The organism is Sulfurospirillum sp. SCADC, from assembly GCF_000743525.1.
Taxonomy (GTDB): domain Bacteria; phylum Campylobacterota; class Campylobacteria; order Campylobacterales; family Sulfurospirillaceae; genus Sulfurospirillum.
This window is the reverse complement of the sequence record NZ_JQGK01000021.1, coordinates 18593-39097: the sequence shown is the minus strand read 5'-3', so window position 1 is coordinate 39097 and position 20505 is coordinate 18593. Positions and strand designations below refer to the sequence as shown.

Here is a 20505-nt window from a genome sequence, read left to right as displayed (position 1 = left end):
ATTAGTAACGCAGAAGTGCTGCGATGAAAGCACCTAAAATTTCCAAAGAAACAATCAAAAAAGTTGTTTCAATTTCCCAAAGTATAGAAGGCTATAAACCTACATCTAAGCCTTTGCAACAACAAGCTAAAGAGATTATGGCAAAGTACAATGTCAAAATATCGGCTTGATGAGAGTCCTATCTATTCCAAGATAAATAGCATATTATGCTATACTATTTTCTAATATTTGATTACTAAAAAGGCTAGTTTCATGAATAAAGAATTGTTTATTGGTGGATACATTGATAGAATAAAAATCAAGTTTGAGCTATCTGAAGATTTAGCATTTGAAATACTTTGCATATCTGCATTTTTAGATCAAAGTTTTGACGAAGTAATGCAAAATATTAGTACAATAGAAAACGGCACAGGAAGCCATGATGGTGGTATGGATGGTATTTATATTGATGAAGATGAAAACGAATGTACCATGCATATATTTCAGATAAAACATGGCAAAAGTTTAGGTGATAATGTTTTATCTAAATTTGTCAATGACTACAGAAATATTTTTGTTTACGATAACAGTACAAATTTACCATTAAACACAAAAGTGAATGCAGCCCTTGTAAAATATAAAGATATAGTTTCTTCTGGAAAAATAGTTGATACAAAACTCTATTTTATTTTTGGTGGAGAAAAAGAGAAACAACATGATGATCTCATTACAAGACATCTTGATGAAAATGAAAATTTAAAAATATATGATATTGATGACCTTTATGACAAGATAGATAATTTGGTATCTGAGAATAAAAAGCGAAAAGATGTTAAATTTAGTTTTATGGCAGAAAAATCAAATATTTCTTTAAAACATGACCCACAAGCTATAATATCATTTCAAATTCAAAATATTAAAGCTATAAATTTTAGGCTTAGAGCTTTAGAATTGTGCAAGTTACTAGATGAAGAAAAAAGTATTAACAAGCGTATAGATACTGTTTTTAGTGATAATATTAGAGGCTTTTTAAAATACAATAAAACAAATAAAAATATAAAAGATACAATAGAAAGTGATTTTGCTGAATACTTCCCTTTTCTAAATAATGGTATTACAATCATATCAGAACAAATGAAAATACCAAGAGAAATGCAAGCTGGTTATTATCCAATTGAAACAAAAAATCCCGTTATCGTTAATGGTTTACAAACAACAAATGTTATTTATGATATTTATCAACAAGATAGAACAAAGTTAGATGAAATATATGTGCTTATAAGATTATATGAGACAAGTGATCCAGAAATTATAGACAAAATAACAGACGCTACAAATACCCAGTCTCCAATAAATTTTAGAGATAAAATTAGTAATAGAGATTTTAATACATACACAAAGACACTTTTTGAATTGAACCAAATCGGTTACCTTGCAAAAAGAGGTGATACTTTTGAAAACAATTTTAGTAAAAATCTAAATGAATCAATTCACAGTGATATGGTGCTCAAATTTTGGTATGCAACATTTTATGAAATGCCAGAAGTTGCAAAAAATTCTAAATCCAAAATACTAGAAGAAATATATGATTCTACTATTGATAAAAACCATAAACTGCATAAATTATTTAATGGTGAAAAAGATTCCCTTATATATAAGCAACTTTTAGCAGCATATAAAATATATAAATTTGTTGTAGATAAAAGAAATGAAAAAACACCAGTAAATGATTTTGTAAATTATGCAGATGAGCTGATTTCATACGGCTTATATAAACTTAATGAGGATTTTCAAAACAGTTATGACAAAGTTTGTCAGGCCATCAAAGAAATTACAGAGACAGAAAAACAGCTTTTTGAAAATAAGTCTCTTACCTATTCTCATAATGGTTATTTTAAATCATCCAAATCAAGATATGATTTAAACAACAAACTCGATTTAGTAGAAAATAGTAATTCGATTTTTACGCACAATTCGATTTCTTAGATTTGTATAGGATAGGAATAAGGCTTACCAACAACCTTTATTCCTATTAGCTTCTCACTCCTCAATTTTTTGCATCCGATAATACAAAACAGGAATCACCAAAAGCGTCAAGATAGCCGAACTCACCACGCCACCGATCATCGGAGCGGCGATGCGTTGCATGACTTCGCTTCCGACACCGTTTAACCACATGATAGGCAATAGCCCTCCAAGGATGGCAAAAACGGTCATGAGTTTAGGGCGAACTCTTAAAACGGCACCTTCAAAGATAGCTTCTTGTACCGCCTCTTTGGTTTTATGCTTGACGCTTGTGAGGGCTTCCTCAAGATAGATAATCATCACAATCGCCGTTTCCACCGCGATGCCAATGAGTGCTAAAAAACCCACGATAACGGCGATAGAGAGGTTAAAATTCAAGTAGTCCACATACAAAAACCCACCCACCGCAGCAAGTGGCAAGGTCAAAAAGACCAAAAGCGCATTTTTAAACGAACCGAGTCCAAGATAAATCAGCACAAACGTCACCAAAAGCGTGAGCGGAAGAATGAACTGCAAACGCTCCATGGCACTCTCTAGGTACTCGCTCTCCCCTGCCCAACCGATGTAAAAGCCTGTGGGAAGTTCGACACTCTCTTTCAGGATTTTGTTGGCTTCTTCTTTATAGGTTTTAGACGAAAAACCCTCTTTGAGCGTAATGTAGATGTAGTTGACTTTCTTGCCCATCTCAGACTTGAGTTCACTCGCACCCACGTCGTAACCCAGTTCCACAAAATGCCCTAAACGTTGGAAACCATACGCCGTTTTGATGGGAAGCTCCGCAATGGCATTTAAGTCTTTTCGACTCTCTTCTTCGAGTCTCAGCGTGATCGCATAACGCTCGATGCCTTGGTAAAAGGTGCTCACTTTTGAGCCACCGATGGCGTTGTCCACAAAATTAAGTATCTCTTCTTTCGTGAGACCATAAGAGGCGATATTTTCTGGCTTTAACGTCATATTGAGGTAGTAACCGCTGTTTGCTTTGTCCGCAAAAATGCTTTTAGTTCCCTCATAGTTTGAAAGCACACTCGCGATTTTATTGGCGCTATCTTCTAGCGCTTGGTCATTGTCACCGTAGAGTTTGATGCCAAGCGGTGTGCGAATGCCTGTTATGAGCATGTCGATGCGCCCGCGAATTGGGTATGTCCATGAGTTCGTGAGCCCCAACATTTGAAGCTGTTCGTTCATCTCGTCTCGAAGCTTCTCGTACGTCATGCCCTCTCTCCACTGCTCTTTGGGTTTGAGCTGTATGATGGTCTCGATCATCGATAGAGGTGCGGGGTCTGTTGCACTCTCCGCTCGCCCTGCTTTGGCGAAGGTACTCAACACTTCGGGGAAGCTTTTGATGACCTCATTGCTCTTTTGCGCGTACTCTTTTGCCATCGGGGTGTTGATGCCAAACGGCGTGACAGGCATGTACATAAACGTCTGCTCATTCAGAGGTGGCATAAACTCCCAACGCTGTTTGGTAAACGTGTGATACCCCAGCACCAAAAAGCCGATGAACGCAACCATAGCGATGTACCAAAAACGCATATGCAGTCGTAAAAGCGGTGCATAAAGCCAGATGAAAAAGTTATTGAGTGGATTTTTATGTTCTTCAAGGATTTTGCCTTTGACAAAAAAGAGCATCAAAAGCGGAACCAATGTAATGGAAAGCACCGCACCGATGAGCATCGCGAAGGTTTTGGTGTACGCCAACGGCTTAAAGAGCGCTCCTTCTTGACCGCTGAGTGCAAAGATAGGCAAGAAACTAACCACGATCAGCAAAAGGGCAAAAAAGATCGGGCGACCGACTTGTTTGGAGGAAGCGATGATGATGGCTTTGCGCTCTTCTTCGCTTTTAATCTCGCCGTGTGAAAGCTTTTTATGCACATTTTCGATCATCACGATACACGCATCAACCATCGCACCAATGGCAATGGCAATGCCGCCTAAACTCATGATGTTTGACTCCAGCCCAAAAAGCTTCATCGCCAAAAATGTCATAGCAATGGTGAGCGGTAGAACAGTGATAACGACCAATGCGCTTCTAAAATGCAGTAAAAAGAGCATAACCACCGCCAAAACAACAATGCTCTCTTCTAGGAGAGCTCGTTTTAGGTTGTTGATCGCTTTGGTGATGAGATCGCTTCTATCGTAGGTTGTCACCACTTCCACATCGTTTACATGTAAAGATTCTAGCTTCTCTTTAACCGCTTGGATGACCTTGTACGCGTTCTCTTTGTGGCGCACAACAACCACACCACCGACCACTTCGCCCTCGCCGTTTAGCTCAGCCAAACCACTGCGATACGTGGGAACCACACGCACATCGGCGATGTCAGAAAGCTTGAGCGGAATGCCATTGACCGTTTTAATGGTAATGTGCGAAAGGTCTTCCAAAGAGGCGGCAAAACCTCTAGCTTGGATGATCTGCTCAAAGCCATTTTCAAGCACCACTCGCCCACCCAAATCACTGTTATTTTTGGAAAGTGCGTTCATAAGATCGTCGATACTTAGGTCGTATTTGTAGAGTGCATCCGCGCGAAGTGTGACTTCATAGTCTTTCACAAAACCGCCCACACTCGCCACTTCACTTACCCCTTCAACGCCTAAAAGTGCGTAGCGGTAAAGATAGTCTTGAATGCTTCGAAGCTCATCTAAACTTCTGTTTTTAGAGGTGAGCGCATACTCAAATGCCCAACCAATGCCCGTTGCATCGGGTCCTAGCTTGATGGTCGCATTTTTAGGAGCATTTTTAGAGACATTTTGGATGACTTCATTGACCCTGTCTCGCGCCCAGTAGAGATCGGTGCCATCTTCAAAGATGATGTAAACGATAGCATTTTCATACGACGTAAACGCGCGCACGGTTTTGGTCTTAGCAACCGAGAGCAACGCATTGGTTAACTCATAAACGAGCTGATCTTGGATGATCTTTGGTGATTGCCCCAAGTACTTCACATTGACGATGACTTGCGGTGGCGTGAGGTCTGGCAAAGCATCCAGTGGCGTCTGCCGAATCGCCCAAAATGAGAGAAAAGCGGCAATAAGCAAAGTTAAAAGAAGAAGCGCCTTGTTTTTGACGCTTTTTTCAATGATACTCTCGATCATTTCATTACCCCTGCGTTATTTTGGGCATCGGCATCAAACATAAAGAGTGCATTTGAGACAACCACATCGCCCTCTTTTAAGCCTTTGATGATTTCAAAGGTGTCGTTGTTCAGACGTTTTGCTTCGACCTCGCGTGGCTCATACTCGCCCTCAAATTCGCCTTTGACAAAGACACTCGTCTTCGCACCTTTGGTCATCACCGCACTTTTTGGTAAGCTCAAATACTCACGCTTGGCTGTTCCAAATCTCGCTTTGGCAAACGCATTTTCATAAATTTCAAGGTCTTTATTCTCGATCACCAAACGCACATCCACACTTTTCGTTTGCGGATCAACTTTAGGGTAGATAAAATCAATTTTGGCATGATAGGTCTTTGCGCTCATATCAAAAAAGATGTCGGCAGTTTGGGCAGTTTTAACAAAATCAAGGTCTTTTTCATACACTTTGACGATGAGCCATAAGTTTGTGTAGTCACTAATCTCGTAGAGTTTGGTGCCTTTGGGAACGAATGCACCTTGATTGACCGATTTTGCCGTTACGATGCCACTGTACGGCGAAACGATGGTGATGTTTTCAGGCACATTTTTATCGGCGATGATTTTCTGGATGGTCTTTTCATCGACCCCTAAGAGTTTGAGCTTTTGGGTGATGCTTTGCACCATGCTCTCACTTTTGATGCGTCCAGCGTTTAAAAGTTCCAACTCCGCGGTGTAAATCTCTTGCGAATAGAGCTTCGCAAGCGGCTCGCCTTTGTTTACATGTAAAAAGTTTTTGTTGACATACAGTTGCTCGATAAACGCGTCATAACGCAAGCTTACCTCTTTGACACTCTCTTCATTCGCTTTGGTGTAGCCGTAAAACTCTTTAGCCGAACCCTCTAACACTTTTTTTACTTCGATGGTTTTGACATTGAAAATCTGCTTGGCGTCAAGTTGAGCACTTAAAAGTAAAAGTGCTGTTAAAATGAGATAGGTGACTTTCATAGCTCGACTCCTAAAAGGGTGTAGATTTTGATGATAGACTCGTTATACGCGAAGGTATTTGCGTTAATCTGTTTTTGCGCTTCAATCATTCCTGTGAGTACATTTAAGAGGCTTAAAAGCGCGTCATTTTGGCTAAGAGCCGTGCTTTGAAGCACTTCGTACATCTTCTCATTTTCATATAAAACTTCTTTTGCAAGCGAGATTTTGTCGTACTGAAGCTCTTTGTTTAAAAGCTCATCTCTTAGCTCAAAGAGTAAGCTTTTATGCACCGACTGCACACTCTGAAGAGACGCGGCATGGGTGAGTGTGGCTTTTTGGATGGAGGCATTTTCTTTGCCGTAAATCGGAAGTGGTACGGAAACGCCTAAAAAAGCATAATCATCTCTGCCTTGTCTTCGGTTGTACCCCAAACTTACCGTTACATCGGGCGTTTTGTTCGCTTTTTCATAACGCAAGTTCAACAACTCTTTGTTGCTTTGCATGTTTTGGACTTGAAGCTTGGGTGATTTTTCCAAAAGCTTCTCTTCATCACTGAGTGTGTAAAGTAATAACCCCTCTTTTGCGCTCATCTCTGGCACTTGCGCTACGATAATGCTCTCCAATTTTCGCTCTATGGAAGCTTTGTCACGAAGCAGTGTTTTTTTCTCGATGGCTAGATTTTTTTGTAAAATCGTATTGTTCAATGTATCGACATAATGCGCGCTCGTGGTATTGTATGCAAGATGGGCATTTTTAAGGTCTTCCAGCACTTTTTCATACTTGGTGACTAAAGCAAGGTCTTGGTTGATGCGGATGTAACTTTGCTCCAAAACGCCGATTTCACGCTGCATTTCGAGCTTTTTAGTTTTAAGTTCCAGCTTTTTAATCGCCAAATCTTGCAGAGCAATCGACTCTTTGATGTCCAGTTTTCCACCTGTTGGAATTGTTTGAGAAAGCGAAATCGCCTCATTTTGCATCTCTTTATTTCGAGTAAGAGGTTCATTTAAAAAGATGTCGTTGACCCCAACAGAGAGCATAGGGTTTTCCCAAATCTTGCTTAGATCAACCTCTTTTTCAAGCGCTTTAACCTCTTCTTCGAGTGCCTTTAACTCATAGTTATGCTCATACGCTAAAGAGGTCAATTCGCTTTGCGCCAAAGCGTAGCCCGAAAGGGCTACGAGCATGAAAATGACGCGTTTCATTAGAGGTTTACGCTTGATTTTAAACGTTGTTTTTTGCCGTCACTCGTTTCGACCACGATGCTGATCTGCCATGTTCCGTTCATCGAAAAAACAACATTGGCTTCATAAGCGCCATTGGTGTATTTTGCATCGACTTTTTCTTCCATCGCGTGCATTCCAGGCATCGCTGGCATAGAAGCGATGATGCTTACTTTGGCATCTTTAACCTCTTTTGCACCCTCCATAACTTTGACTTTAATGAGATTCATGCCCTGAGAGACAGGCTTTAGCGTGCTGTACTCCACTTCTAATGGCCCAGCCATACCTTTTTTAGAAAGCGCCTCTGCCGCATACAAACCGCCGAGGCTCAACGCCACCGCTAAAAACATCCCTAAAATCTTCTTCATCACGCACTCCTTGTAAAGTTATAAGGAAAGTATAGAGGGCGTGTGTGGAATATTTGTGGAGCGGGTTGTGCTAGAAATTTACATGTAAAAACAATGATATACATTAAAGAACGATTTAACTCTATCTCTGTTAAAATCAATTGATTAAATTTAATAATTTAAAGTAGTAACACATGAAAGTTATGACTGTCCCAATCAATAAAGTTAATTCTCTGTTTGAAGCAATAGATTATTTTGAACAAATTATAAATATTGCTACAAATGCAATACTACGGATAGATTTTGAAAATGCTTCTTTCGTTCGTAATCATTATCTCTCAATTATTGGTATGGGACTTGAAATAGTCAAAAATCGTGATATACAAATACAACTTATTCTGCCAAGGAGACAGACCGTTTTAATATCCATGAGAAAAATAGGCTTTTTGTCTGCTTTCATGAAAGAACAAGACGCAAAAGACACTTTCAAAACTATGATTAGATATACAAATATTCCTTTAGCAAATTATGATTTACAATTACAAGAATTTCATCAATACTTTATTCAACAATTCACAGGGAAAGTTGCTAATTTATCTCCAAAACTACTCAATAAGATTTTACAAAAAATTCTTGAATTATTTTCAAATGTTTTTCGACATAGCGAAAGTGCTCTAGGTCTTTTTTGTTCTGGACAATTTTATCCAAGTAACGAAAAATTTAATTTTACTATCGTTGACAATGGTGTTACAATTAAAACCAATGTCAATCGTTACCTTTTCAAACAATTTATTAAAAACCGATCTACCACAGAGAAGCTTTTCGGCAAAAAATTTCAATCACTGCGTGGAGATGAAGCAATTCAATGGGCTTTGCAAGATACACATTCAACAACAGGAAAAGGTGGATTAGGACTTAGTCTTTTAATGGATTTTATAAAAATTAGTGAAGGGAGTATTGAAATTATATCTAATGATGGGTATTATTCTATCAAAGATGGTATTGAAGTATCTAAAACACTAGAAAGCTCATTTGAAGGAACTTTAATAAGCATTGAACTCAACACTCAAAGTAATCAATACTATTTTTTGCAGGAGGAACATAAAAATGCAAACAGTTAGTGTAAAAGATGTTATTTCAAAAAATATAGCAATGTCTACAGAAGATGGACAAAAACTTTTTTTAGTTTTATACAATTTATTAAAACAAGAAAAAGTTCAAAAGGTACAACTATCTTTTGAAGATATTGATATTCTTATTTCTCACTTTCTAAATGAAAGTATAGGTAAACTATATGAAAAATTTAGTAATTGGGAAATATTAGATAATGCAATTGAATACATAAAAATTGACAGCGATGATTTACAATTATTAAAAGAGAAAGTGATCCCAACAGCAAAAAGCCATTATAAAGACATAACAAGAAGTGAAAAAATTCAAATGGATATTCTAAATGACTGATAACGCACCACTAATTTATAAAATTAATGCACAAGATCAGGTATTTATTGATACAAATATTTTAATTTTTTTGTTTTCTCCTTCATTTGTAAGTTCTAAACAATATCAAGTTGAAAAATATTCAGCAATTTTTGAAAAACTGGTTGAAAAGCATTGTAAACTTTATATTAATGCTACGGTTATTTCTGAATTTATTAATAGATGTATGCGCCTTGATTTTGACCGTAATTTTAATATAGATGGAAAAAAGAATTTTAAACGAGACTATAGACCTAGCCCACAATATAAAAGGACTCTTGAAATTGTGCTCAAAGAAATGAAAAAATTTCTTCAATTTGCAAATCATGTTAATGATGATTTTGCACAATTTAATTTTATCGAAATGCTTTCAAAACATAACCAAAGTGATTTCAATGACTTAATTATTGCCGATACAGTACAAAAAAAGAATTTTAAATTATTAAGTGATGATAACGACTTCAAAAATTTAGGCATTGATATTACATGGTACTTAGCACATTAGTATCCAACTCTAATACAGATTCTAAAACCTTTACATATAAAATCTAAAAGTGGCTATTTCTAGCCACTTATCCCTCAAAATTTAACTTATGAAGCGACTGGAGTTCGCTCTACAAACAGTTTCAAAAACACCTTATATAGATTTCATGTATAATGCCTTTATGAAAATCCTACTCCTAGAAGACGACCCCATTCTTAGCGAAATTATCGAAGAGTTTTTAGTCGAACATGGTTTACATGTAAAACTCTTTTTCGATGGTAAAGAAGCGCTTGATGCCATTTTTGAGGACAAGTTTGACATCTTGGTTTTGGACATCAACGTTCCAAGTTTGAGCGGTTTTGAGTTGTTGAAAACGCTCAAAAGTGCCAACATTTCTACGCCTGTCATCTTCATTACGTCACTCGACCAAATCAGCGATGTGAAAAAAGGGTTTGCGTTGGGAGCGGAGGATTACCTCAAAAAACCGTTTGAACTTGAAGAGCTTTTGGTGCGCATCGAGCGGACGAAAAAGTTGCACCACATCGAAGACAATGCGCTTTTGAAACTGGCTCAAACCATTCATTACGATCCGCAAAATTATCAGATAGTTACCTCTGAGACGTCGTACAAACTTCGCAAAAAAGAGGCACAGCTTTTGGAGTATTTTATCTCTCATCAAAACCGCATGGTCAGTTTTGAAGGGATCATCGAAGAGGTGTGGCGGTTTGATGAAGTGCCGACCCATGCGACGGTGCGTACCTACATCAAAAACCTGCGCAGTTACGGGCTAGAGAACTTGATCGAAAATATCAAAGGAGTGGGATATCGCTTTAAGTGCCTATGAAAAACGCTCGCTTTTGAGGTTTTTACTCATCTATCTTGGCTCCATTTATGCGTTTATCTGCTTGCTCGCGTGGATGTTTTACACCATTGAGATCAAAAATCTGCACGAAAACTATGCTTTAAAAATGCGCGCCACCGCCTCTTCCATTGCTCACAAAATCGTCACGGCGCACATGATGGAAGATGACACGCTGCAAAAATGCCTCGCGGAAAAGCCTGCTGAGCAATGTTTTGGCTTAGAAGAAGCGTATCAACTTGGACTCTTTGGAGAGGGCAATGCGCCTTTACATGTAAGCTTTTCGGAACCTGTGGATTTTACCAAAACGTTTTACCTTGCCAATGACAGTTTTTACGCGCGCGATGAGAGCAGTCAAGAACATTTGGGCATTCACACCATCGTGCTCAAATACGCGCATATCTCCAACGCCATCAACCTTCTTCGCTCGCAAGTGCTGCTCTACTTTCTCCTCAGCCTCTCTTTTGCCACCGTTTTGGGTTACGTCCTAGCTAAGCAATTCCTCAAACCCATTCAAGAAGAGATCAACCATCTCGACACTTTCATCAAAGACTCAACGCATGAGCTCAACACGCCGATTACGGCGATTTTGATGAGCATCGGAACGCTCAAAAATGTGGATGAAAAGAAGCTCAAACGCATCGAACTGAGTGCCAAACGCATCGCAACCTTGTATGGAAACCTCAGTTACATGCTTTTGCACGACAAACAAAATGAGGACAAAAGCGATGTCGATGTGAAAAAACTCATCGAGGAGAGGGTCGAATATTTTGCGGATTTAATGGCGAGTAAACAGATCGACTTAAGCCTAAATCTGAGCGAAAAAATGTTACATGTAAACGAAGAGAGCCTCATCAAACTTATCGACAACCTGCTTTCCAACGCCATCAAATACAACCGTTTTGAAGGGAGCATCGACGTCACACTTGAGCTTGAAAAGCTGAGTGTCAAAGACAGTGGCATCGGCATTGAAAGCTCCAAACTAGGCGACATCACCAAACGCTATAAACGCGCCAATAGCGATAAAGGAGGCTTTGGTATCGGTTTGGACATCGTGAATACCATCTGCAAGACGAATAATTTTAGGCTTGAAATTAGCTCCATCGAAGGCGAAAGCTCTACCTTTAGCATCTATTTTTAATTTCTTTTTTTCGTCTTTTTAAAGAAATCTTACTCGAAAAAACAGGTCTCCTATTTTATACTTGAGTATTTTAATAAGTTTACTTGACAATACCTTACTAAAATGCTATTATTCTAAAAAACATAGACTTCTTTCATAACTTTTGAAATATAAAGAGTTTGAACAGAGTGCGTTAATTTTTGAAACTCAAAATTGAGTCATAGCCGAAGCTATGGCGATGTTTTTAGTTTTAAAAAGTGATGTGCTATGTCTCAATACTCTTATTTTAATAGGTTATGAAAGAAGTCTATTTAAAGGAGGCAACATGGTAGAGCACAAAAAACGTAGCATCGCTAAAGCGATCTCATGGAGAACACTCGGAACGGTTGACACCATGTTGATCAGTTTTATCGTCACGGGAAGCCCACTTGCCGCCGTCTCTATCGGAGCATTTGAGCTTATCACCAAAACATTGTTATACTATTTTCATGAAAGAGCGTGGAATAAGATCGATTTTGGTCGCCAAAAAACAGAACCAGAGTATCAAATATGAGCCAAACATACGAAATTAAGGTCGCAGAAGCGATCAACACCCTGCAAGAACTTGTCGGAGCCAAAGTGCTTAATGTCACGTTGGCATTTAGCCATCAAAGTGAAGATGCCATCAACATCTCTCTTGCTCAAAAAGCGGGCATTGATTTTGATGTGTTTACGCTTGAGACGCACAAACTTTTTGATGAATCTTTAGCCTATGAAAAAGAGATTGAAGCCTTTTTTGGGCTTACCATCAAACGCTTTAGCGCAAGCGATGAACAGATCAAAGACTTGGAAGAAAAAGTCGGAGAATTCGGCATTTTTGACAATATTGATTTACGCAAAGAGTGTTGTCATGTACGCAAACTCATCCCTTTAGCACAGGCATTAAAGGGGTACCATGGCTGGATCAGCGGTATTCGCATCGCACAGTCTATCACGAGAAGCGATACAAAGCTCATGGAGTTTGATGAAAATTTCAAGCTTTTAAAGTTCAACCCTCTCACCCATTTTAGCGACGAGGACGTGGAGCGTTATATGACTGATTTTGCCATCCCAAAAAGCGCTTTGTACGCTAAAGGCTTTAAAAGCATCGGCTGCAAGCCCTGTACACGCGCCATTAAAGAAGGCGAAGACATCAGAGCGGGCAGATGGTGGTGGGAGAACCCAGAACATAAAGAGTGCGGATTGCATCTGCATAAAAAGGACTGAATTTATGGATCATTTAGACCGACTCGAAGCTCAGAGTATCTATATTTTGCGAGAAGCGTATCGAAGCTTCCCAAACCTTGCCATGCTTTGGAGCATCGGTAAAGATAGCACCGTACTGTTGTGGCTGACACGAAAAGCATTTTTTGGGCATGTGCCCTATCCGTTGGTACACATCGACACGGCGTTTAAAATACCTGAGATGATCAAATACCGCGATGAAATCGCTGTACAATGGGATTTAAACCTCGTCGTAGGACAAAATAAAGAAGCCCTTGCCAAGGGTGAAACCTTTGTGAATGGGTTGGACAGACTTAGTTGTTGTAAAAAGCTCAAAAGCGACGCACTCAAGTACACGTTAGATGGTACATGGGCGAGACGCAAATGGAACCCTTACAAAAAAGTATGGGAAGATGAGTTAAACGGAGCTCCTTATACAGGCGTTATCGTGGGTGTTAGAGCGGATGAAGAGGGAAGCCGCTCCAAAGAGCGCGTCTTCTCAGCACGTGATGAGAAGAGCGAATGGGATGCGAGCACCCAACCGCCAGAACTGTGGAACCAGTACAAAACCGATTTTGCACCCAGAACACATGTGCGTATTCACCCGCTTTTGGAGTGGACGGAGCTCAATATTTGGGAGTATATACAGAGAGAAAACATTCCTATTATCTCGCTTTACTTTGACCAAGGCAATGGTAAACGCTACCGTTCTTTAGGGTGTTTTCCGTGTACGGCACCTGTCGATTCACAGGCTCGTAATCCAAAAGAGATCATTGAAGAGCTGACCAGTGGTAAGTTTAAAGACATCGCAGAACGATCAGGTCGCGCCCAAGATAAAGATGGCGGCGGAACGTTAGAGGCACTCAGAAAAGAAGGATATATGTAATGGATTTCTTTTGCATACATGCAAAAGAAAAAAGCACCCAAGGTGCGTGGACTTACCGCCGAGGTAAACTCAGCGTTAGCGTAGCTTTTAGAGCTTTGCTTTAAAAGCGTGTTAAAGTTATAAAAATTTCAAGATTGTAAAGAGAGAATAAAAACGATGCAACGCCTCAATATTGTCATCACAGGGCACGTCGATCATGGTAAGAGTACGCTCATCGGGCGTCTGCTTGCCGACACCGACTCATTGCCACAAGGAAAACTAGAGAGCGTGAAAAAAATGTGTGAAAATAATGCACGTCCGTTTGAGTATGCTTTCTTGCTTGACGCACTTGCCGATGAGCAGAAACAAGGCATTACCATAGACAGTGCGCGCGTCTTTTTCCAAAGTAAAAAACGAGAGTACATCATCATCGACGCACCTGGTCACATCGAATTTTTAAAAAATATGATCAGTGGAGCGTCTCGTGCGGAGGCGGCTTTGCTTCTCATTGACGCAAAAGAGGGTGTGGCGGAAAACTCCAAACGTCATGGCATGTTGCTCTCCCTTTTGGGCATCAAACAAGTGGCGATTGTGGTCAATAAAATGGACTTGGTGAATTTTAGTGAAATCGCGTTTACCAAACTGAAAGTGGAATACAGCGAATACTTGGCGACATTGGGCATTAAAAGTGATATTTTTATCCCAATCAGTGCAAGAGAGGGCGTGAACCTCATAGAGCATTCTGCCTCAACACCTTGGTATCAAGGACCAACGGTTTTAGAAATTTTAGACAGTTTCAAAAGCGTGGAAGAGAAAGAGAACGATGACTTTAGAATGCCATTACAAGATGTGTACAAATTTACCCGTGACAACGATGACCGTCGTATTTACGCAGGAACCGTTACGAGTGGTGAGCTAAATGTGGGCGATGAAGTGGTCTTTTACCCTTCACTCAAACGTTCGCGTGTTGCAAGCATCGAGAGCTTTAACACTGAAGTCAAAACGAGTGTCAAAGAAAGCGTTGCTGTTGGTTTTACGCTCGAAACACAAATTTACGTGCGAAACGGTGACGTGGTTGCTCGTGCAGACCAAAGTGCCCCAAAGGTGAGTAACCGTTTTGAGGCGAACCTCTTTTGGTTGGGCGCAAAGCCGTTGGAACTCGATAAACCGTACAAAATCAAAATCGGTTCGGCGCAAAGCACGATCTATCTTGAAGAGATCAAACGCGTGATCGATGGCGATACGCTAGATCGCGCCGATGAGCCAAGTGTAGGACGCCATGAAGCAGCGTGTGTCATCTTTAGAGTACACGATCTTTTGGCGATGGAGCTTTTTGCTGAGAACCAAAAACTCGGTCGTTTTGTCATCGTTGATGAGTACGACATCGCAGGCGGAGGCATCATCACTGAGGTGTTAGATCAGTACACCACACGTCGCACAAAAGCTTTACATGTAAATGATATTTTGGTCGACAAAGCCAGTACCAGTGCAGAGTTTGAAGAGGAGCTTTTTGCGCTTCTTCGTAAACATTTTCCCCATCAATTTACCTAAAATTTCTGCCTCTTTGAGGCAAGCTTTAGCGCCATAGCGGCTAGCGTAGCCAAAGAAGCTTTGCTTTTTTGGTGTTATAAAATAAAAAAGGATAGACATGAAATTAACCATTAACGGCGATGCAAAAGAGATTAAGGACAATGTAAGCTTACCAGAACTACTCATTATTGAAAATGTTGAACAACCTGACATGGTCTCGGTGCAACTCAATGATGAGTTTATCAGACAAGACGAACACGCAAGTGTCGCCTTAAAAGACGGCGATGAGATCAACTTTTTATACTTTATGGGAGGTGGCGCGTGAAAGAGTTTAGCGATGAGGAATTAGAGCGTTATTCACGTCATATCATCCTCCAAGATGTAGGGATTGAAGGTCAAGAGAAGATTGCTAATTCTAAGATTTTAGTCATCGGCGCAGGTGGACTCGGCTCTCCAGTAGCGCTTTATCTTGCGGCGGCAGGTGTGGGTGAAATTGGCATCGTGGATGGCGATGTGGTCGATCTTTCCAACCTTCAACGTCAAGTCATTCACGCCACAGCTGACATCGGAGTCCCTAAAGTGCTCTCGGCTAAAGCGAAGATGGAAGCGATCAACCCGAATGTTAAAGTGACCGTCTATCAAAAATTCTTAGACGCATCCAACATCCTTGACATCGTGAAAGGCTATGATTTCGTCATCGATGGAACGGACAATTTTTCGGCAAAATTCCTCATCAATGACGCGTGTGTTTTAGCCAATGTTCCTTATTCGCACGGTGGCATTTTGCGTTTTGGTGGACAAACGATGACGATTAAGCCTCACGAGAGCGCATGTTACGCGTGTGTGTTTGACAGCCCACCTCCAACGAATGCCATTCCAACCTGCTCAAGTGCGGGCATTTTAGGCGCGGTTGCGGGAATGCTAGGAACGATTCAAGCCGCAGAAGCACTCAAATACATCGTCGGTGTGGGTGAACCACTCTACAACAGACTGTTAACCTTTGATGCAAAAAGTATGAACTTTAGAAATGTCAATTTCAAGAAAAACCCAAAATGTCGCGTGTGTGGCGGAGAAGGCATCAAAGAGATACGCGACTATGAAGCGGTTGTCTGTGAGGCAAAATTATGATAAAAATCCCACAAAGCGTGTACGATGAAATCGTCGCACACGCCTTAAAAGATACACCCATCGAAGCGTGTGGTTATCTTGCAGGAATAGAGGGCGAAGTAAAATACGCCATCCCTATGAAAAATACGGATGCAAGCAATGAGCACTTCAGCTTTGATCCACAAGAGCAGTTTGACGCGTTTAAAAAAACGCAAAAAGAGGGTCTGAGACTGATCTCTGTGTATCACTCTCACCCCGAAACACCAGCGCGCCCGAGTGAGGAAGACATTCGTTTAGCGTTTGACCCAAATGTCAGTTACATCATCGTCTCACTTGCAGGCGAAGTTCCCGATATGAAGTCATTTATTATTAAAAATAAAACGGTTGAAAAAGAAGAAATTGAAATTATTTAAAGTCCGTAAAGCGCGTTGAAAAATGTAAAACAGCTTACGAAATAACCTTCTATCGACACGGTTGAGACACGATGGGAGCCCCGAAACGCTCCGCTTTTTCGTCCCATCGGCTCAAAGTGTCTCTTTCAGGTCATTTCTTCGCGTTTTACTCTGAACTGCTTTACAGTTTTACATGTAACGATAAGGAGTTACGATTATGAGCAGATATGAAATTCCCCAAATGGTCTATGAAGACCTTGAAGTTTTTAAAAAAAACCATGCCGAATTTTTGGCAGGCACGCTTGATGAGCTGACCTTTAAAACGATGCGTGTTCCTTTTGGTGTGTATGAACAACGTGCGGCTAACACTTTTATGGTGCGCATCAAATTAGCTGGTGGCATCTTAACCCCCAAACAACTTTTAACGCTCGCTGATTTGGCTGAAAAGTACGCGCACGAGGCGATTCACATCACGACTCGTGGTGGCGCACAGCTTCACTATGTCAAGATTGAAGACATCATCGACATTATCACAACCTTGCACAGCATCGACCTCAGTGGTCGTGGTGGCGGAGGCAATACCGTTCGTAACGTTATGGCTGACCCACTTGCAGGTACGGCAAAAGATGAGATTTTTGATGTCTCTCCGTATGCCCTTGCGATGACGTCTAAAATGTTAGAGCAAAAAGACTCGTTTGCGCTTCCTCGAAAATTCAAAATCACCTTTAGTGGCTCGGAAGCGGATCGCGGTTATGCAACCATCCACGACGTTGGTTTTATCGCTAAGATGCAAGATGGCGTAAAAGGTTTTAAACTCTTTACTGCGGGCGGTATGGGTGCAAAATCACGTTTGGGAACCCTGTTGCGTGACTTTGTGCCAGACACCGAGGTCTTTTTGTACTCCCAAGCGATCAAACAAGTCTTCGACAAATACGGCAACCGCAAAAACAAACATGCCGCGCGCCTTCGCTTTTTATTTGAAGATCTAGGGCTTGAAGAATTTAATAAACTTCTTGATGTGGAGCTTAAAGCGGTCAAAGACAAAGGTGACTGGGAGATGCCCATCACTGAAATCGAGCGCACCATTGGCGATACCACGCATGAGCCATTTGCCATTCCTGAAAACATTAAAAAATGGTGGAACCGTTATGTTTACGCCCAAAAACAAGAGGGGCTTTACGGCTGTAAAGTGCCGGTGCATTTAGGAGATATTCACTTTGAAAATGCCCGTAACCTTGCGAATGCCCTGCTTCCATATGGTGAAGATGTGCTTCGTTTTACAGGCGATCAAAACCTTTACATCCGAAACCTAACAGCACCTCAAATGGCAAGTTTACACGACATCTTGCAAAAATTCTCTGTGGAAGTTTCCAAACCAACGCTCTTTAGCGATATGGTGGCGTGTACGGGAGCGGCAACCTGTCAGCTTGGCATCGCGCGTCCTCGTGGTGCGGTGGATGCGATTCAAAAACGTCTCAATAAACTGATCGATGAGCGTGACTATGACGCGCTTCAAGGCTTTAAAATCCATTTATCGGGTTGTCCAAACAGTTGTGGAAAACACCTTATCGGCGATCTTGGATTTTTCGGAAAAGTCCAACGTAATGAGGGCTACTCCTACCCTGCCTACAACGTCGTAGCAGGCTCTCGTACGTCAGGGGAAGGAAGTGTGTACGCCCAAAAAGCAGGCGATGTTGCAGCCTTTCATGTTCCTGCCTTTGTGGAAGAAGTTTTGGATACGTGGCTTTTACATGTAAAGGCTTATGCGAGTTTTGCAGACTGGATTGATGATGGTGGACTTGCCATCATCACCGAAATTAGCAAAAAATACGTCGATATTCCTTCGTTCAAAGAAGATAAAAACCCTTACTTTGACTACGACGCGGTGGAACTCTTCTCTTTAAAAGGTCGAGGTACGGGTGAGTGTAGTGCTGGTATGTACGACCTCATCGAAGCCGATAAAAAAGCCCTAAAAGAAGCACTTGAGAAAGAGGAAAAAGACTATGAGTTGATTCGCCTTTTGGCGGCTCGTATGCTACTCGTCACACGGGGTGAAGACGCGCGCGATAAAGCGGGTGTTCTCAAAGCCTTTAAAACACTTTTTGTCGATACCACGCTTTTAAATGCGTACTTTGGTACGATGTTAGAGGGTGATGCGGATGAAAAATCGATCGAGCTTGCCGAAGAAGTGATCAAGCTTTACGAGACAATGGACAATACGCTGAAATTTGCGAAAGAAAAAGAGTTAGCCGCGGCTGCGAATGCACCTAAAGAAGAAAAATCAGCCCATTTTAAAGACCTTAGCGGTGTTGCATGCCCCATGAACTTTGTCAAAATAAAGATGGAACTCTCCAAAATCGGAAGCGGTGAAGTCTTGGAAATTTTACTCGATGATGGCGCACCGATTGACAACGTGCCAAAATCGGTGGCAAGCGAAGGACACACCGTCGAAGCGACTACCAAAGAGGGTAATGGCTGGCGTGTAAGGATCGTGAAAAAATGAGCACCCTAGGCATCGCACTCACGCCTAAACGCACGCTTTTAATTGGGGCGGGCAAAGTCGCCGCCCAGAAAGCGCGCGTACTAGACAGTCTTGATTTTGCGTATGAAATTATCGCAAAAGAGAGGCTCGATGCCTATTTTGATTCCAAAATCTTTACATGTAAAGCGTTTGAAGATGGTGATGCTAAAGGATTTGAGGTGATTATTGACGCGACAGGCAATGAGAGCGTGACCCAGCGTTTGGTCACGCTCAAACCAATTCTTCATTTTTGGCTCAACGTCGTGGACGTACCCGAACTCTGTGATTTTTACTTTAGCGCCCTCACCCGTCGTGGAGACATTCAAGTCGCCGTGAGCAGTGGCGGCAGTTCGCCTACCTTGGCGCAAGTCATTCGCGATAAGATCGAGAAGATTTTACCGCGTGATTTGACGGCACTCATCGACAGACTGAAAAACGAGCGTAAAAAGCCAGACCGTGATTTGGAAAAATTACGTGGCATCGCCAAAGCAGGTGCGGGAAAAGTCTTTCTCATCGGCTGTGGAACGGGGTATGTGGGAAACCTCACGCTCGATGCTTTAAACGCCTTTGAACTGCTCGATGTTGCATTGGTGGATGCGTTGGTTTCAGAAGAAATTCGCGCCTTAATCCCCCTTACATGTAAAGTGGTCGATGTCAGTAAAAAGAAGGGGTTTCACTCTAAAAGTCAAGATGAGATCAACGCGCTTTTGGTAGACTACGCGAAGCAAGGGTTAGTCGTTGGACGCCTTAAAGGGGGCGATCCGCTTCTGTTTGGTCGCTTGGGTGAAGAGAAGCAGGTTTTGGCTCAGCATGGTATCTCCTTTGAGGTGATCAATGGCATTACTTCAGCCCTTCGCTCCTGTACGGTTTCAGGCATTGTACCAACGATTCGCGACATTTCCAAAGGGGTGACGATTGTCTCAGCCCACCTGAGAGAGACTCTTTTTAACGATGACTGGGTGAGCATTTTAAAACAACCGTTGCATACGGTCATTGTTTTGATGGCGCACAGTTTTGCGAAAAAAATTGAAGATGCCATCGCCAAGCAGAACATCGACCCCAACCTACCTGCTGCGTTTGTCTCGAAGATCGACCTACCCGATCAGATCACGATAGTGGGAACTGTGGGAAAATTAGATAAAATGGCGACATTATGTGCCACACCAGCGGTCTTAATCATCGGTGAGTGTGTCGCAAAAGAGAACATTTTACCCGCTGAGAACAGCGGCAAAATCATTTACATGTAAAGGCTAATCGCGCAGAAAAAACCCGAACGAGAT

The 20505-nt window shown here is 41.4% G+C and carries 20 protein-coding genes; 16 read left to right on the top strand and 4 right to left on the bottom strand.

Annotation, left to right across the window (positions count from 1 at the left end):
* Positions 1 to 23: 23 nt before the first annotated feature.
* The gene (locus tag JU57_RS14160) at positions 24 to 170 is read left to right on the top strand and encodes a hypothetical protein (protein ID WP_294877372.1); all 147 of its coding nucleotides are present in this window, start codon (positions 24 to 26) and stop codon (positions 168 to 170) included.
* A gap of 82 nt (positions 171 to 252) precedes the next feature.
* The gene (locus JU57_RS12535) at positions 253 to 1965 is read left to right on the top strand and encodes an AIPR family protein (protein WP_037961751.1); all 1713 of its coding nucleotides are present in this window, start codon (positions 253 to 255) and stop codon (positions 1963 to 1965) included.
* A gap of 54 nt (positions 1966 to 2019) precedes the next feature.
* Here JU57_RS12535 and JU57_RS12530 read toward each other — a convergent pair whose 3' ends face one another.
* From JU57_RS12530 to JU57_RS13835, 4 genes are read right to left on the bottom strand one after another with little or no spacing between them, the layout of a single operon-like run.
* Complete coding sequence (locus tag JU57_RS12530) at positions 2020 to 5097, bottom strand: CusA/CzcA family heavy metal efflux RND transporter (protein ID WP_037961748.1); 3078 nt, start codon at positions 5095 to 5097, stop codon at positions 2020 to 2022.
* The gene (locus tag JU57_RS12525) at positions 5094 to 6080 is read right to left on the bottom strand and encodes an efflux RND transporter periplasmic adaptor subunit (RefSeq protein WP_037961745.1); all 987 of its coding nucleotides are present in this window, start codon (positions 6078 to 6080) and stop codon (positions 5094 to 5096) included. The genes JU57_RS12530 and JU57_RS12525 overlap by 4 nt, the downstream gene beginning before the upstream one ends.
* Complete coding sequence (locus JU57_RS12520) at positions 6077 to 7261, bottom strand: TolC family protein (RefSeq protein WP_037961743.1); 1185 nt, start codon at positions 7259 to 7261, stop codon at positions 6077 to 6079. The genes JU57_RS12525 and JU57_RS12520 overlap by 4 nt, the downstream gene beginning before the upstream one ends.
* Positions 7261 to 7647 (bottom strand): FixH family protein, encoded by a 387-nt coding sequence (locus JU57_RS13835; RefSeq protein ID WP_051906871.1) that lies wholly within the window; start codon positions 7645 to 7647, stop codon positions 7261 to 7263. The genes JU57_RS12520 and JU57_RS13835 overlap by 1 nt, the downstream gene beginning before the upstream one ends.
* A gap of 173 nt (positions 7648 to 7820) precedes the next feature.
* Between JU57_RS13835 and JU57_RS12510 the strand changes: the two genes are divergently transcribed.
* The 14 genes from JU57_RS12510 to cobA all read left to right on the top strand — a co-directional run bounded on the left by JU57_RS12510 (position 7821) and on the right by cobA (position 20472).
* The gene (locus tag JU57_RS12510; RefSeq protein WP_037961736.1) at positions 7821 to 8747 is read left to right on the top strand and encodes a hypothetical protein; all 927 of its coding nucleotides are present in this window, start codon (positions 7821 to 7823) and stop codon (positions 8745 to 8747) included.
* Positions 8734 to 9087 (top strand): STAS-like domain-containing protein, encoded by a 354-nt coding sequence (locus tag JU57_RS12505; protein ID WP_037961733.1) that lies wholly within the window; start codon positions 8734 to 8736, stop codon positions 9085 to 9087. Before JU57_RS12510 ends, JU57_RS12505 begins: the two co-directional genes overlap by 14 nt.
* Positions 9080 to 9610 (top strand): PIN domain-containing protein, encoded by a 531-nt coding sequence (locus tag JU57_RS12500; RefSeq protein WP_037961731.1) that lies wholly within the window; start codon positions 9080 to 9082, stop codon positions 9608 to 9610. Before JU57_RS12505 ends, JU57_RS12500 begins: the two co-directional genes overlap by 8 nt.
* Before the next feature lie 160 nt (positions 9611 to 9770).
* A complete protein-coding gene (locus tag JU57_RS12495; protein WP_037961776.1) occupies positions 9771 to 10433 on the top strand; it encodes a response regulator transcription factor in 663 nt (220 codons plus the stop codon).
* Positions 10434 to 10446: 13 nt separating this feature from the next.
* The gene (locus JU57_RS12490; protein WP_051906869.1) at positions 10447 to 11589 is read left to right on the top strand and encodes a HAMP domain-containing sensor histidine kinase; all 1143 of its coding nucleotides are present in this window, start codon (positions 10447 to 10449) and stop codon (positions 11587 to 11589) included.
* 304 nt (positions 11590 to 11893) lie between these two features.
* Positions 11894 to 12121: a DUF2061 domain-containing protein gene (locus JU57_RS12485; RefSeq protein ID WP_037961727.1), complete on the top strand. Its 228-nt coding sequence runs from the start codon at positions 11894 to 11896 to the stop codon at positions 12119 to 12121.
* Positions 12118 to 12813: a phosphoadenylyl-sulfate reductase gene (locus JU57_RS12480; RefSeq protein WP_037961722.1), complete on the top strand. Its 696-nt coding sequence runs from the start codon at positions 12118 to 12120 to the stop codon at positions 12811 to 12813. Before JU57_RS12485 ends, JU57_RS12480 begins: the two co-directional genes overlap by 4 nt.
* A gap of 4 nt (positions 12814 to 12817) precedes the next feature.
* Positions 12818 to 13696, top strand: a complete 879-nt coding sequence (cysD, locus tag JU57_RS12475) for a sulfate adenylyltransferase subunit CysD (protein WP_037961720.1) — start codon at positions 12818 to 12820, stop codon at positions 13694 to 13696.
* 156 nt (positions 13697 to 13852) lie between these two features.
* Positions 13853 to 15226 carry a GTP-binding protein gene (locus JU57_RS12470; protein ID WP_037961718.1) on the top strand — a complete coding sequence of 458 codons (1374 nt, stop codon included), beginning with the start codon at positions 13853 to 13855 and terminating at the stop codon, positions 15224 to 15226.
* Between the two features lie 97 nt (positions 15227 to 15323).
* Positions 15324 to 15530 (top strand): sulfur carrier protein ThiS, encoded by a 207-nt coding sequence (gene thiS, locus JU57_RS12465; protein WP_037961716.1) that lies wholly within the window; start codon positions 15324 to 15326, stop codon positions 15528 to 15530.
* Positions 15527 to 16333 (top strand): HesA/MoeB/ThiF family protein, encoded by an 807-nt coding sequence (locus tag JU57_RS12460; RefSeq protein WP_037961713.1) that lies wholly within the window; start codon positions 15527 to 15529, stop codon positions 16331 to 16333. Before thiS ends, JU57_RS12460 begins: the two co-directional genes overlap by 4 nt.
* Positions 16330 to 16725, top strand: coding sequence for a M67 family metallopeptidase (locus tag JU57_RS12455; protein ID WP_037961710.1), 396 nt, complete (start codon positions 16330 to 16332; stop codon positions 16723 to 16725). Before JU57_RS12460 ends, JU57_RS12455 begins: the two co-directional genes overlap by 4 nt.
* A 196-nt stretch (positions 16726 to 16921) precedes the next feature.
* A complete protein-coding gene (locus JU57_RS12450; RefSeq protein ID WP_037961708.1) occupies positions 16922 to 19207 on the top strand; it encodes a sulfurtransferase TusA family protein in 2286 nt (761 codons plus the stop codon).
* Positions 19204 to 20472 (top strand): uroporphyrinogen-III C-methyltransferase, encoded by a 1269-nt coding sequence (gene cobA, locus JU57_RS12445; RefSeq protein WP_037961704.1) that lies wholly within the window; start codon positions 19204 to 19206, stop codon positions 20470 to 20472. The genes JU57_RS12450 and cobA overlap by 4 nt, the downstream gene beginning before the upstream one ends.
* The last annotated feature ends 33 nt before the right edge of the window (positions 20473 to 20505 follow it).